Annotated in this window: 9 protein-coding genes; 5 read left to right on the plus strand and 4 right to left on the minus strand. The window is 67.9% G+C overall.

The window, feature by feature from the left end; genetic code table 11:
- The first annotated feature begins 9 nt into the window (after positions 1 to 9).
- From AC5P7X_RS11510 to AC5P7X_RS11530, 5 genes are read left to right on the plus strand one after another with little or no spacing between them, the layout of a single operon-like run.
- Complete coding sequence (locus AC5P7X_RS11510; protein ID WP_495214845.1) at positions 10 to 1,704, plus strand: glycoside hydrolase family 43 protein; 1,695 nt, start codon at positions 10 to 12, stop codon at positions 1,702 to 1,704.
- On the plus strand, positions 1,701 to 4,394 hold the full coding sequence (locus AC5P7X_RS11515; protein WP_495214847.1) for a glycoside hydrolase family 3 protein: 2,694 nt from the start codon (positions 1,701 to 1,703) through the stop codon (positions 4,392 to 4,394). Before AC5P7X_RS11510 ends, AC5P7X_RS11515 begins: the two co-directional genes overlap by 4 nt.
- Before the next feature lie 59 nt (positions 4,395 to 4,453).
- Positions 4,454 to 5,938 carry an MFS transporter gene (locus AC5P7X_RS11520; protein ID WP_005416593.1) on the plus strand — a complete coding sequence of 495 codons (1,485 nt, stop codon included), beginning with the start codon at positions 4,454 to 4,456 and terminating at the stop codon, positions 5,936 to 5,938.
- Positions 5,939 to 5,954: 16 nt separating this feature from the next.
- Positions 5,955 to 6,992: a glycoside hydrolase family 43 protein gene (locus AC5P7X_RS11525; RefSeq protein WP_329842261.1), complete on the plus strand. Its 1,038-nt coding sequence runs from the start codon at positions 5,955 to 5,957 to the stop codon at positions 6,990 to 6,992.
- Positions 6,993 to 6,996: 4 nt separating this feature from the next.
- The gene (locus AC5P7X_RS11530; protein WP_495214849.1) at positions 6,997 to 7,827 is read left to right on the plus strand and encodes an aldose epimerase family protein; all 831 of its coding nucleotides are present in this window, start codon (positions 6,997 to 6,999) and stop codon (positions 7,825 to 7,827) included.
- Positions 7,828 to 7,916: 89 nt separating this feature from the next.
- Here AC5P7X_RS11530 and AC5P7X_RS11535 read toward each other — a convergent pair whose 3' ends face one another.
- From AC5P7X_RS11535 to ptsP, 4 genes are all read right to left on the minus strand, one after another.
- Positions 7,917 to 9,170 carry a carbohydrate porin gene (locus AC5P7X_RS11535; RefSeq protein WP_329842263.1) on the minus strand — a complete coding sequence of 418 codons (1,254 nt, stop codon included), beginning with the start codon at positions 9,168 to 9,170 and terminating at the stop codon, positions 7,917 to 7,919.
- 14 nt (positions 9,171 to 9,184) lie between these two features.
- Positions 9,185 to 10,891, minus strand: a complete 1,707-nt coding sequence (locus AC5P7X_RS11540) for a PTS fructose transporter subunit IIC (RefSeq protein WP_329842264.1) — start codon at positions 10,889 to 10,891, stop codon at positions 9,185 to 9,187.
- Positions 10,892 to 10,977: 86 nt separating this feature from the next.
- A complete protein-coding gene (locus AC5P7X_RS11545; protein WP_329842265.1) occupies positions 10,978 to 11,934 on the minus strand; it encodes a 1-phosphofructokinase family hexose kinase in 957 nt (318 codons plus the stop codon).
- A complete protein-coding gene (gene ptsP / locus AC5P7X_RS11550) occupies positions 11,931 to 14,444 on the minus strand; it encodes a phosphoenolpyruvate--protein phosphotransferase (protein ID WP_495214850.1) in 2,514 nt (837 codons plus the stop codon). Before ptsP ends, AC5P7X_RS11545 begins: the two co-directional genes overlap by 4 nt.
- Between the last annotated feature and the right edge of the window lie 73 nt (positions 14,445 to 14,517).

Genomic DNA, 14,517 nt, shown 5'->3' on the forward strand with positions numbered 1-14,517 from the left:
CTGAGATCCATGGCGCGCCAGCTGCTGGCGGCAGTGATCCTGCTGTCGGCCGCAGCCGCCCGGGCCAGCGCGCCGCCGGACGCTCCGCCGGTGTACTTCGACTGGTTCGAGTACCGCGGCAATGACCAGGCGTTTGAAGTGCCGCTGCCGGCCGGGCACTACCGCAATCCGGTACTGGCCGGCTTCCATGCCGATCCCAGCATCGTGCGCGCGAACGGCCGGTTCTATCTGGTCAATTCCAGCTTCACCTACTTCCCGGGCATTCCGGTGTTCGAGAGTGCTGACCTGGTGCACTGGAAGCAGATCGGCAATGTGATTGACCGCCCCACGCAGCTGGATTTCGACGGGCTGAGCGTCTCGCGCGGCATCTTTGCCCCCACAATCGAGTACCACGACGGGGTCTTCTACGTGGTGACCACGGCCACCGACAGCGGCGGCAATTTCATTGCCACTGCGCGCGACCCGGCCGGGCCGTGGTCCGATCCGCACTGGCTGCCCGGCATCGATGGCATCGATCCATCACTGTTTTTCGACGACGACGGCAAGGTGTACCTGATCAACAACGATGCACCGCCCGGTCCGCCGCGCTACGACGGGCACCGCGCCATCTGGATGCAGCAGATCGATCTGGCGGCATTCAAGCCGGTCGGGCCACGCCGGGTGCTGGTTGATGGAGGCGTGGAGCCAGCGAAGAATCCGATCTGGATCGAGGGACCGCACATCTACAAGCGTGAGGGCTGGTACTACCTGTCCGACGCTGAAGGGGGTACCGGGCCGCAGCATTCGCAGGTGGTGCTGCGCAGCCGCGCGGTGTGGGGACCCTACGTTGCCTATGCGGGCAATCCGATCCTGACCCAGCGCGAGCTGCCGGACGACCGTCCGCTTCCGATCACCAATGCCGGCCACGCCGACCTGGTCGAAGGCCCGGATGGCTCGTGGTGGGCGGTGTTCCTGGCCAGCCGCAACTATCAGAAGCGCCACTACAACACCGGGCGCGAGACCTACCTGTTGCCGGTGCGATGGCAGGATGGCTGGCCGCAGATCCTGCCGACCGACCAGGCCATTCCCTACGTGGCCGAGGCGCCGTCATGGATGCAGGGCGAGGCATCGCAGGCCCCGTCGACCGGCAATTTCGTGGCGCGCGACAATTTTGATGGCCCAGCGCTCGATCGCCAGTGGCTGCGCGTGCGCGTGCCCAGGCATGCCTGGGCTGACCTGCACAAGCGCCCCGGCATGCTGGCCGTGCACCCGCTTGCCGAGGATCTGGACACGTTGCGCAATCCGGCATTTCTCGGCCGGCGCCAGCAGCACCTGCGCTTCGAGGCGAGCACCGCGATGACCCCGCCAGCCCCCGGTGTCGCCGCCGGTCTGGCAGCGTTCCAGAGCGAGGCGTACTGGTACTTCCTCGGCGTTCGTGACCTTGGCGGGGGGCGCCTCTCGCTCTTTCTCGAAGCGCGTGACGGGGGTGGCAGCACGCGGACGCTGGCCAGCCATGACGTGCCGGCGTCTGCAGCGCTGCGCCTGAAGATTGCCGGCAACGAGGGCGACTACGCGTTCTCGTTCGACATCGGCGACGGGCAGGGCTGGCAACTGCTCGCAGGCGACGTGGACGGCACCGTTCTGAGTACGGACCGGGCAGGCGGCTTCGTGGGCGCACTGTTGGGTCCCTTCGCGCGCGACGAGCGCACCGGGAGAAGCAAATGAGACTGTCGATTTCGTCCAAGGCCCGCCGCCGTACCTGGCGCGGTGGGATCGCCCTGTTCGTACTGACCTGTGTGGCGGCCGCCGCGTCCGCGGCTGCGCCGCGGCCCTGGCTGGATGTCTCGGCAAGCTTCGAGCAACGGGCCGCCGCACTCGTCGCGCAGATGACCCTGGAAGAGAAGGCCGCGCAGATGCAGAATGCCGCGCCGGCAATCGAACGGCTGGGTGTGCCCGCCTACGACTGGTGGAATGAGGGGTTGCATGGCGTGGCACGGGCAGGGCAGGCCACGGTGTTTCCGCAGTCAATCGGCCTGGCCGCGACCTTCGATGTACCGTTGATGGGGCAGGTGGCCACGACCATCAGCGACGAGGCCCGCGCAAAGCACCACCAGTTCCTCCGCGAAGGCGCGCATGGCCGTTACCAGGGCCTGACCTTCTGGTCGCCGAACGTCAACATCTTCCGCGACCCGCGCTGGGGGCGCGGACAGGAGACCTACGGCGAGGATCCCTACCTCACCGCGCGCATGGGCGTGGCCTTCGTACGTGGCCTGCAGGGCGACGACCCCGTCTACCGCAAGCTGGACGCCACCGCCAAGCATCTGGCCGTGCACAGCGGACCGGAGGCCGACCGCCATCACTTCGATGCACGCCCCAGCCGGCGCGACCTCTACGACACCTACCTGCCGGCGTTCGAGGCGCTGGTGAAGGAAGGCGAAGTGGATGCGGTCATGGGCGCCTACAACCGCGTGTACGGCGAGTCCGCCAGCGCCAGCCGCTTCCTGCTGCGTGACCTGCTGCGACGCGACTGGGGCTTCAAGGGCTACGTGGTCTCGGACTGCTGGGCCATCGTCGACATCTGGAAGCACCACCGTATCGTCGCCACGCGCGAAGCCGCCGCGGCGCTGGCGGTCAGGAACGGCACGGAGCTGGAATGCGGCCAGGAGTACGCAACGCTGCCTGCGGCAGTGCGCCAGGGGCTGATCAGCGAAGCGGAGATCGACGATGCGGTAACCCGCCTGTTCACCGCACGGATGCGCCTGGGCATGTTCGATCCGCCGGAGCGGGTGCGCTGGGCGCGCATTCCGGCCTCGGTGAACCAGGCGCCGGCCCATGATGCGCTCGCGCTCAAGGCCGCGCAGGCATCGCTGGTGCTGCTGAAGAACGATGGCATCCTGCCGCTGTCGCGCGACACCAAGCGCATTGCCGTGGTTGGACCCACCGCCGACGACACCATGGCGCTGCTCGGCAACTACTTCGGCACACCGGCCGCGCCGGTCACGATCCTGCAGGGCATACGCGAGGCGGCCAAGGGCGCTGAGGTGCGGTATGCGCGTGGCGTGGACCTGGTGGAAGGGCGCGACGATCCCGGTGCAACGCCGTTGATCGAGCCGACCTTCCTGCGGCCCTCGGCGGACTCGCCCGAGCGCGGCCTGCGCGGCGAGTACTTCCGCACGCCCGACCTGTCTGGCACTCCGGCCCTGGTGCGGACCGACGCGCAGATCGGCTTCCGCTGGGACCGGGGCTCGCCGACCGACAACCTGCTGGCACGCGGCGAAGCGGCACCGGGGCAGGGGATTCCCAACGACCGCTTCAGCATCCGCTGGAGCGGCCAACTGCTGCCGCCCGTGTCCGGTCGCTACCGGCTGGAGGTGGCCGGCGATGATGGCTACCGCCTGTACCTTGACGGGAAGCGTGTGATCGATCACTGGGTGAACACGGATCGCCTGCATGCCGAGGGTGTCGAACTCGACCTGCAGGCGGGGCGTGCCTATGACCTGAAACTGGAATACTACGACGACCAGCGCGATGCCGGCGTGCGCCTGGGGTGGCGCATGCCCGGTGCCAAGGCGCCGTTCGATGAAGCGCTCGATGCCGCACGCGAGGCCGATGTGGTGGTGTTCGTCGGTGGACTCACCGGCGATGTCGAAGGCGAGGAAATGACGGTCAACTATCCGGGCTTTGCCGGTGGCGACCGCACCGACCTGCGGTTGCCCGCGCCGCAGCGCACCCTGCTGGAGGCCCTGCACGCTACCGGCAAGCCGGTGGTGATGGTACTCACCGGCGGCTCGGCCATCGCCGTGGACTGGGCGCAGGCGCATCTGCCGGCGATCCTGATGAGCTGGTACCCCGGGCAGCGCGGCGGCACCGCCGTCGGCCAGGCGCTGTTCGGCGATGTCAATCCCGCCGGCCGTTTGCCGGTCACGTTCTACCAGGCCGGCGAAGCAATGCCGGCATTCGACGACTACGCCATGGAGGGCCGCACCTACCGCTACTTCCGCGGTACGCCGCTGTATCCGTTCGGTCACGGTCTGTCGTATACGCGATTCGACTATGGAACGCTTCGCCTCGATGCAGACAGCCTCCGCGCCGATGGCCGCCTGGGCGTGGCGGTGGATGTGGCCAACGCAGGCACGCGCAGCGGTGACGAAGTGGTACAGCTGTACGTGCGGCGCGAACACGCCGCTGGCGGTGATGCCGTGCAGGAACTGCGCGGCTTCCAGCGGGTCCATCTGGCTCCGGGCGAACGCCGCACGGTGACGTTCACCCTGCAAGCAGCGCAGGCCCTGCGCCACTATGACGAAGCGCGTGCGGCGTACGCGGTGCAGCCCGGTGCCTACGAGGCCAGGGTAGGGGCGTCCAGTGCCGATATACGTGCGCAGGGCAGGTTCACCGTGGTGCCCGCGCATGACTGATCGCCCTCGTTGGCATCGATTCCCCTTCGACCAGATCCCTTTTCCAGGACGTCCGCTGCATGGCAAGCACTGAACACGCGCTGTCGGTTCGCGAGAAGCTCGGCTACAGCCTGGGCGATCTCGCTGCCAACCTGATCTTCCAGACCCTGATCACCTACCTGGCATTCTTCTACACCGACGTCTACCGCCTGCCAGCTGCGACCGCGGCCACGATCATCTTTGTGGTCGGCCTGCTGGGTGCGTTCGTGTTCACGCCGTTGATCGGCATCGCGGCCGACCGAACGTCCACCCGCTGGGGCCGCTTCCGCCCGTGGATCCTGTGGACAGCCATCCCCTTTGGCGTACTGTCCCTGCTGGCGTTCAGCACCCCGGACCTGGGCGAGCGCGGAAAGGTGATCTATGCACTGGGCACCTACGCGCTGCTGGTCTGCGTTTACGCCGCGAACAACCTGCCGTACTCGGCGCTGAGCGGCGTGCTGACCGGCAGCATGGCGCAGCGCAACAGCCTTTCGGCTTACCGCTTCGTGGCCGTGATGATCGCGCAGTTCATCATCCAGGTGCTGCTGATGCCGCTGGTGCTGATTCTGGGTGACGGCGACCGGGTGCGCGGCTTCGAACAGGTCATGACCGCCTTCGCACTGATCGGAACAGTGTTCTTCCTGATCACCTTCGCCACCACCCGCGAACGCATCGTGCCGACGCGCGAGCAGACCGGCGGCATAGTGCAGGACCTGTCGGACCTGCTGCACAACCGCCCGTGGCAGGTGATGCTGGCGCTGACCGTGCTGGTGTTCATCAACCTGGCGTTGAAAGGCGGCACCTACATCTATTACTTCCAGTACTACATGAGCGAAGCGGCGCTCGCCAGCTTCCTGGAAAACTCAGGCTTCAATGGCCTGATCAGTGCATTGAATGGCGCCCTCGCCAGCGCCGGTTTCGCGGCGTTCACCTGGCCGAAGGACGCGGCCACCTCGGCGTTCAGCCTGTTCAACGCGTGCGGCATCCTCTGCATGATCCTGGGTATTGGTGCATCACGGCGGCTGGCGGATCGCTTCGGCAAGCGCGATGTCTTCGGTGGCGCCTTGTTTGTTTCGACCCTGTTCCTGCTGGCCTTCTACCTGTTCCCACCCACGGCGGTGGCGGTGGCGTTCGCAGCCTTCATGCTGCATGGCTTCTGCTATGGCATCACCATCCCGTTGCTGTGGGCGATGATCGCCGACGTCGCGGACTACTCGGAGTGGAAGAACCATCGAAGGGCAACGGCGATCATCTTCTCGGCGATGTTGTGCGGGCTGAAGATCGGCCTCAGTGTCGGCGGCGCGCTGGTCGCCGCGATCCTTGCCCACTACGGCTACCAGGCAGGCCTGGTGCAGCAGCCTGAGGCCGTGGTGCAGGGCATCCGCCTGACCGTAAGCGTCTATTGCTCCCTTCCGTTCCTGCTCGCCGTGGCGCTGCTGTTCTTCTACCGGATCGACAAGCGCGCGGAAACCCGCATCGAGCAGGATCTCCACCTGCGTCGCCGTTCCGCCGACGCCTCCGCGTAACGCAAAGATGACAACCATGATCGATCTCTCTGCCGGTGAAGACGGCCAGGCCAGCGAAGCCCGTCTTGCGCAGCTCACCGCACACGCCATTTCGCAACCGCTGGTGACCCACATCTACACCGCCGACCCTTCGGCGCACGTGTTCGAGGGGCGCCTGTACATCTATCCGTCGCACGACATCGACGGTGGCCAGCCATTCGACGATGAAGGCGGCCACTTCGGCATGCAGGATTACCATGTGCTGAAGATGGATACGCCCGACGGCACCGCCGTCGATTGCGGCATGGCGTTGCACGTGCGCGACGTGCCGTGGGCGCGGAAACAGATGTGGGCTCCCGATGCCGCCTGTCGCGATGGCCGCTACTACCTGTACTTCCCGGCCAAGGACGCCGAGGGCCGGTTCCGCATCGGCGTGGCAATCGGTGCGCGACCGGAGGGCCCGTTCGTGCCTCAACCGGAGCCGATCAAGGGCGCGTACTCGATCGACCCGGCCGTGTTCGAAGACGCGGATGGCAGCCACTACCTGTACTTCGGCGGCATCTGGGGCGGGCAACTGCAGAAGTATCGTGACAACCAGTACGACGTGGCACACGAGGAACCCGAGGGCAGCGCACCGGCCCTGGGGCCGCGCGTGGGCCGCCTGGATGCCGGCATGACCGAGCTGGCCGAGCCTACCCGCGAAGTGCAGATCCTGGATGAGCATGGCCAGCCGCTGCGTGCGGACGACCACGCGCGCCGCTTCTTCGAGGGTCCGTGGCTGCACAGGTACCAGGGTCGCTACTACCTGTCGTACTCCACTGGCAACACCCACCAGCTGTGCTACGCCGTGGGAGACAGCCCGTACGGGCCGTTCACCTATGCTGGCGTGATCCTCACCCCCGTGGTCGGTTGGACCACCCACCACTCCATCTGCCAGTTCCAGGGGCAGTGGTACCTGTTCTATCACGATGCGCTGATGTCCGGCGGCATCACCCACCTGCGCTCGGCCAAGTGCACGCCGCTGCACATGGAGCCGGACGGAAGCATCCGCACGATCAATCCCTACGGGGCCTGAGCGCATGTTGCCGAGGGATGATGCGCTGGCCCCGCTGCCGGCCGGTGAGCTGCACTGGTTGAGGTGCGGCGAACTGGAGGTTGCGCTCGCCGCAGGGGCGGGCGGGCGCATCGCGCACCTGCGTTACCGGGGCGTGGAATGGCTGGTGGACGCGCAGGAGACCGGGGCGGCGGCGATCGCCTGGGGCTGCTACCCGATGGTGCCGTGGGCCGGGCGTATCCGCCAGGGACAGTTCCGCTTCGACGGCGCGCCGCATGCGCTGCCGCTCAATTTCGGGGGGCATGCCATCCATGGCGTGGGCTTCTCGCGACCCTGGCAGGTCGAGCGCATGGAGATGGCCACGGCCACGCTCTCGCTGACGCTGCCACGCGACAGGTACTGGCCCTTCGGTGGCGTCGCCCTCCAGGAAGTGAGCCTGCACCCTCATAGCCTGCAGCTGCGCCTCTCGGTCCAGGCCGGCGAGCAGGCGATGCCGGCGGTGCTGGGTTGGCACCCCTGGTTCCGGAAGCCGGACCGGTTGCTGTTCGATCCTCGCGCGATGTATCCGCAGGACAGGGAAGGTATTGCCACGCTGCCCCACGTGGAGCCCACCACCGGCCCCTGGGATGACTGCTTCGTTGCCGACGGTGACATCACGCTGGTACGCGAAGGCCAGCGCCTGCGGCTGAGGTCGGACCACGACCACTGGGTGGTCTACGACGCTGCGCCGCACGCCACCTGTGTCGAACCGCAGAGCGGCCCGCCGGACGGCTTCACCCTGGCACCGCACCGGCTGGAGCCTGGCCAGCGCCTCGCGTTGACGTTCGAACTGGCGTGGGTGGCGGACAGCAGCTGAAGCCCGGCCAGAGTGTCGGTGCGCCGCCCGGACCGGTTGCGGACCCTGGTGCCTGACACGGGCAGCGCCTCACCACCACGTGCGATCTGCTACAGGTTCCAGTCAACCCGCATGCCCGCGATCAGTGCATTCGGCAGGTCCCGCTGGCGTGCGGGTTCATTGAACTGGTCGGGATGCACGATGTAGTGCAGGTTCGGCGCGATCCGAAGCTGTGGGGTGACCTGGATGCCATAGCTCAGCTCCATCATTACCTGGCTTCCGTGCGGGGTGCCGCTGCCGCCAGCGGCAGCGCGGGCCAGGCGAAGGTTCTCCAGCGCGATGCCGCTGTACTTCTGCTGGGTGACGACGAAGCCGATGCTGTCCTGCGGCCGGCTGGCGAACGTGCCTTTCTGCACAAGCCCGGCCTGCAGGAAGTGATCCTCGATCAGCTGCCCGGAGGTACCCTTGAGCGCGGCGCCGAAAAGGGTCAGGCCGCGGCCATTGCCATCGCCGGTAAGCTGCTGCTCGAAGCGCGCGAACGCACCGGAGCGACCGTGGCGTGCCGCGTACTCCTGGCCACTGAGCAGCGCGGGAATGCCGTTGGCATCGCGCAGCGGATCGCGATAGGTCGAGTTGTCCTGCCAGCCACCGAGTTCGTAGCGGGCTTTCAGTCGTGCCGAAGCAGGGCTGCGCCAGCCGATCGTGTAGGGCACGATCCAGCCGGTGGCCTGGTTCGTGTTCCACTTCAGGCCATGCTGGCCATCCTCGGCCTGGCTGGGATCGACCTGGTAGGCACCGATGCGGACATAGACATCGGGCGTCACCCAGGCCGTGGCGTCGGCCATCCAGCTCGATACGGGCCACCAGGTGAAGTTGCTGGTGCGGAAAACGTAGGTCGGGTTGCCGCACGCCGAGTTGCCCTGGAAGTACTGGCACAGCTCCGACCCGAGGTGGTGGATGTTGGCGACGCTGCGACCGGCCTCCAGTACCACCCGGTCATCCAGCAGTTTCTGCTCCAGGGTCAGGTTGGCCAGGCGCGTGCCCTGGCCGCCGTAGATTTCCTGCACCGAGGTGCTGTTGCCGGTGCTGCTGTTGGCGAGGTTGGTGCCGTGGCGATTGATGCCATAGGCCTTGATCGTTGCCCCCCGCCAGCCGAACGCAGCGTCGAGGTCAACATCGGCGCCGAACATCAGCTGGCCGGCGTAAGCGGTGCCGCTGCGCTTGCCACCATCGAGCGTGGCGGCCGCCTCGCCGGTGTAAGCCAGTTTGGGAGTGAGGACATCACTCGCGTTGGCAGCTACGGCCAGTGAGGGCAGGGCCAGCAGGATCGCTACCGGCACCAGGCGGCAGGAAGGGCAGGTCATGGGCGGGGTTCCTTTTACAGAGTGGGGGCCGTGACCGGCTTCTTGAGGATGCGCAGTGCAATCGCGGTGACCGCCACGCCGGCCAACAGCGCCAGCAGGTAGACACCAAGATGGGTGACCGCGTTCGGGATCGGCAGCACGAACACACCGCCGTGCGGCACCTTCAACTCGACGCCTGCGGCCATCGAGATCGCACCGGCCACGGCCGAGCCGAGGATCAGCGCAGGAATGGTGCGCAGCGGATCGCGTGCCGCGTAGGGAATAGCCCCCTCGGTCACGAAGCTCAGGCCGAGCACGCCGGCGGCACCGGCGGTGCCGCGCTCCTCGGCAGTGAAGCGGTTGCTGAACAACCACGTCGCCAGCGCGATGCCCAGGGGTGGCGTCATGCCGCCGATCATGGTCGCCGCCATCGGCGTGTACACCTGGCTGGAGATCAACGCGGTGGAGAAGGCGTAGGACGCCTTGTTGACCGGTCCACCCATGTCAACGGCCATCATGCCGCCCAGCAGCAAACCGAGCAGGATCGCGCTGCTGCCCTCCATGCCGCGCAGCCAGTCGGTCAGCCAGGCCAGCAGTGCGGCCACCGGCGTGCCGATCACGTACATCATCAGCAGGCCGACCAGCAGCGTGCCCAGCACCGGCAGGATCAGCACCGGCTTGAGGCCTTCCAGGCTGCGCGGCAGGCGCAGCGCACGGTTGATCCAGTGCACGCCGTAGCCGGCGATGAAGCCCGCGAGGATGCCACCGATGAAACCTGCGTCCATGTTGACCGCAACCAGCCCGCCGATCATGCCGGGCGCGATGCCGGGGCGGTCGGCGATGGAGTAGGCGATGTAGCCGGCCAGCGCCGGCACCATCAGCATGAAACCGGACTTGGCGCCGATCTGGAACAGCGACCAGGCCAGCGTCCCCTTGTGTGCGTCGTCGAAGGCATAGATGCCACCGAGCGCGAACGCCAGTGCGATCAACAGGCCGCCGGCTGTCACGAAAGGCAGCATGAACGACACGCCGGTCATCAGGTGCTTGTAAGGGCCGGTGCTCTTGTTCTTCTCTGCGGTACGGCCCGAAGCCGCTGTCCCCGCGTGCACGCCGGCCTCGGCCAGCGCCTTGCGGATCAGGTTCTGGCCGTCATTGATCGCCGGCTTGGTACCACTCTTGAACAGGCGCTTGCCTGCGAAACGCGACAGATCGACTTCGCGGTCGGCGGCGATCAGCACCAGGTCGGCGGCGGCGATTTCTTCATCGCTCAACGCGTCCTGCGCGCCGACCGAGCCCTGGGTTTCCACCCGGATCGCATGGCCCAGCACCTTGGCAGCCTGTTGCAGGCCTTCCGCCGCCATGAAGGTGTGGGCGATGCCGGTGGGGCAGGAGGTGATGGCGACGATGCGCTTGCCCGCATCAGTGCCGTGGTCACTGGCCGGCGCGGAAGCGAGCGGTGCAAGCGCGGCGACCGGATCGTCCAATACCTCGCCCAGGCTGGCATGCACGATGCGGGCATTGCCGAAGCGTGCGATGTCTGCCTCGCCATCGCCCACCAGCAGCAACTGGGTTGCGGAGACGGCGTCCGAGGCGGGCAGCGCGCCGGTCACACCCTGGTCGCTGCGGATTTCGATCATCAGCTCAAGCCCGCGCTGGCGGGCCGCGCGGCGCAGGGCCTCGGCGGCAAGTACCGCCTCGATGCTGCGTTCGCCAGCGGCGATGACTACGGTGGAAGCGTGCATGGGAACTCCTGGAATGCTTCGGGTTCGTCCTTGCCGGAGGCATCGCGGGTGGCCCGAAGCCAGCCGCCGCTCCTCCGGCAGGTGTTTCAATCCAACCGCTCGATCAGTACATCGCCGGCCCCGGCGCGCACCTGCGGCGGATCGAGCCGCCGCGCGTCTCCGCTATCCAGCCGGCTCATCGAGAACGCCGTGGCCAGTCGTGCACAGGCGGCCAGGTCGAGGGAGCGCTCCAACAGCGCGGCGGCGATGCCGGCGACCATGGCATCACCGGCGCCCACCGTGCTGCCCTGGGCCAGACGCGGCGGTCGCGCGACCAGGGCGCCGGCGCGATCAATGAACAGCGCGCCGTCGGTCCCCATGGAGATGGCAACGAGTGCGACACCGCGTTCGACCAAGGCCTGGCCTGCAGCGCGCAGTGCGCTGCGATCTGGCAGCGACGTGCCGGTCCAGGCCTCCAGTTCGTGGCGGTTGGGCTTGATGGCGTAGGGCAGCGCGCCCTGCGCGCCGTCCAGCGCAGCTGCAAGCGCATCGCCGCTGGTGTCCAGCAGCACGCGCGCACCGGCCGTTCCGGCCTGCGCCTGCAACCGCGCCCATGCATCGGCCGGTAGTCCGTGCGGCAGGCTGCCGGACAGCACGACCGGCAGGCCGGGCGAGAGCAGGGCGCCGAGCTGGCGCGACACCGCGTCCAGATCGGCAGCGTCCACGGCCAGGCCTGGCAGGTTGATGTCCGTCGTTTCGCCGTTGGCCTCTTCGACCAGCTTGATGTTGGTGCGGGTATGGCCCGGAACGCGCAGGCAGCCGTCAATGATGCCCCGCTCACGGAACAGCGTGCGGAACACGCCGTCGTTGCCGTCGCCCAGCACGCCCAGCGCGGTGATCGGCACGCCCCAGTCGGCCAGGCAGGCCGCCACGTTGATGCCCTTGCCACCTGCGTCGTCGCGGGAGCTGCCGGCGCGATGCACGCGGCCTGGCTGCAGGCGGGCCAGGCGCACGGTCTGGTCGATGGCCGGGTTCAGGGTCACGGTGACGGCGCGGGCAGTCATGCGCGCGCTCCATCGAGGCCGCGCACCTGCTCGGCGGTTTCGCACCCCAGTGCGGTGCTGGCCAGCGCTTGCAGTTCGGTCATCGCGGTGCCACGCAGGCGCGCCTTCACCGCCGGGACGTCGTTCGGGGTCATCGACAGTTCGTCCACGCCCAGGCCAGCCAGCAACATGGCGCCGAAGGGATCGCCGGCCAGGCCGCCACAGACGCCGACCCAGCGCCCATGCAGCCGTGCGCCTTCAACCGTGGCGCGGACCGCGCGCAGCACCGCCGGATGCAGGCTGTCGGCCTCGGCGGCGAGTTCCGGGTTCTGGCGGTCGATCGCCAGCACGTACTGGGTCAGATCATTGGTGCCGATCGAGAAGAAGTCGGCATGGCGCGCCAGTACGTCGCTCTGAGCGGCCGCGGCCGGCACTTCGATCATGATGCCGATCGGCACCACCGGCGCCTCCAGCTCGGCACGCAGGCGCTCACAGATGGCGCGCAGTGCGACCAGCTCGGTCACCGACGTGATCATCGGGAACATGATGGACAGGCGTGCACCGTCCTTGGCGGCGCGATACAGCGCACGCAGTTGCGGCTCCAGCAGGTCAGGGCGGCGCAGCAGCAGGCGCGCGCCGCGCACGCCGAGGAATGGATTCTCCTCGCGTGGCAGCTCCAGGTGCGCCACCTGCTTGTCGCCGCCGATGTCGAGCGCGCGCACGATCAGCGGGCGGCCGTCGAGTGCCTTGGCCATCGCCAGATAGGTGGTGTACTGCTCCTCCTCGCTGGGCGTACTGCCGCGTTCGAGGAACAGGAACTCGGTGCGCATCAGGCCAACGCCTTCCGCACCCTGTTCCAGTGCCAGTGGCACCTGGTCGGGCAGGTTGACGTTGGCGCCGATGTCGATGCGGTGGCCGTCGGGGGTCTGGGCGGGTTGCGCGCGTTGCGCGGCTTCGCGCTCGCGGATCTGCTGCTGTTCGGCGATCCATTCGCGTGCCGAGGCGAGATCGGCTTCGGAGGGGGACAGGTAGAGCCGTCCGCTGCTGCCGTCCATGATCGCTTCGCGGCCTGGCTGGATCGCCAACAGCCCGGCGCCGCCGGCCACCAGCGCCGGCAGGCCCAGCGTGCGCGAGAGGATGGCGGTGTGCGAGGTCGGCCCGCCCTGCGCGGTGGCCAGGCCGAGCACGCGACCGGTGTCGAGATTGGCGGTATCCGAAGGCGACAGATCTGTGGCGATCAGGATGCACGGTTGCGACGGCAGATCCGCCAGGCCACCACCTTCAGCAGAAGGGTCAAGCTGCGCCAGCACGCGCCGGCCGACATCACGCAGGTCCGCCGCGCGCCCGGCCAGCACCGGATTGCCCAGCGCCGCCAGCCCGGAGGCGATCTGCTCGATGGCCTGGTGCCATGACCACGCCACACCATGGCCTTCAACCATCAGCTGGCAGGTGCGGGTGATCAGGTCGGTGTCGTCGAGCAGCGCGGCCTGCGCCTTGAAGATCGCCGCATCCGAAGCGCCAAGGCGGCGCTGGGTGTCGTCCTGCAGGGCGGCCAGCTGCTGGCGGGTGCGGCCGAGTGCATCCTGCAGGCGTGCGCCGCCCTCGCCAAGCGGGGTAGGACGGTCAGTGACTTCCGCCTGCGTGCTGGCCAGCACATGCACCGGGCCGATCGCCAATCCGGGGCTGGCGCCGATGCCAATGATCGTCGCCTGCGCTTCGGGTGGTTTCCACCCGGCGACAGGGGCTGCTGCCTTGCGCTGGGCTGCACGCTCGGCATCAGCCCTTTCCTGTGCGACCAATCCATCCATGACCTTGCGCAGCGCTGCCAGCAGCGCGGGGGCATCGGCGCCCTCGGCAGAAACACGCACGGCATCGCCCTCGCGCAGCCCGAGCTGAAGCAGCGCTACCAGACTCTTGGCATCGGCCGCCTGATCGCCTGCGCGGACCTGCGCGCGGGCTGCGAAGCCGCGCGCCGTCTCGGCCCAGCGCGTGGCAGGACGGGCGTGCAGTCCGTTGGGGTAGGCGATGGTCCATTCGAAGCGCTCGGCCAGATCCACGGCTGGCGCGTGGGTGACGGCAATCGCGACATCGCCGGCCAGCGCGTTCACGATCTCGCCCGCCTCGGTGGTGGTGAACAGCCGCTGCAGCGTGGACTCGTCCTGGATCAGCCGGGTCAAGCGGCGCAGCACCGTGATGTGGGTATCCGACTGGGCAGCGATGCCGACCACCAGACGGGTGATCTGTCCCGGGTTCCATTCCACGCCTTGCGGCAACTGCAGCACGGCGATGCCATCGCGGTGCACCAGATGGCGGTCCTCGCCAAGCCCGTGCGGGATTGCTACGCCGTGTCCAAGGAAGGTGTTCGCCAGCGTTTCGCGCCGCCCCATGCTGGCTTCGTACCCCGGCGCCACGCAGCCGGACGCGACCAGCATCTGCGCGACCTGCGCAATGGCATCGGTCTTGTCCTGCGCCCGCGCGTCCAGGCGGATCAGTTCCCGGCTGGCCGGGGAAGGGGAGGTCTGGGGCGACAAGGGGGGCTCCGCGGAAGGGGTGGCTGAGACGTATTGGGAACGTTCCCACTCGCCATTTCAATGTGCAGTGCAC

The organism is Stenotrophomonas sp. YJH_SMC_53, from assembly GCF_059369995.1.

What these genes read in the sequence shown, in the direction of transcription:
- AC5P7X_RS11510 (WP_495214845.1), top strand. Translation starts at nt 10, where the DNA reads ATGGCGCGCCAGCTGCTGGCGGCAGTGATCCTGCTGTCGGCCGCAGCC.
- AC5P7X_RS11515 (WP_495214847.1), top strand. Translation starts at nt 1,701, where the DNA reads ATGAGACTGTCGATTTCGTCCAAGGCCCGCCGCCGTACCTGGCGCGGT.
- AC5P7X_RS11520 (WP_005416593.1), top strand. Translation starts at nt 4,454, where the DNA reads ATGGCAAGCACTGAACACGCGCTGTCGGTTCGCGAGAAGCTCGGCTAC.
- AC5P7X_RS11525 (WP_329842261.1), top strand. Translation starts at nt 5,955, where the DNA reads ATGATCGATCTCTCTGCCGGTGAAGACGGCCAGGCCAGCGAAGCCCGT.
- AC5P7X_RS11530 (WP_495214849.1), top strand. Translation starts at nt 6,997, where the DNA reads ATGTTGCCGAGGGATGATGCGCTGGCCCCGCTGCCGGCCGGTGAGCTG.
- AC5P7X_RS11535 (WP_329842263.1), bottom strand. Translation starts at nt 9,170, where the DNA reads ATGACCTGCCCTTCCTGCCGCCTGGTGCCGGTAGCGATCCTGCTGGCC.
- AC5P7X_RS11540 (WP_329842264.1), bottom strand. Translation starts at nt 10,891, where the DNA reads ATGCACGCTTCCACCGTAGTCATCGCCGCTGGCGAACGCAGCATCGAG.
- AC5P7X_RS11545 (WP_329842265.1), bottom strand. Translation starts at nt 11,934, where the DNA reads ATGACTGCCCGCGCCGTCACCGTGACCCTGAACCCGGCCATCGACCAG.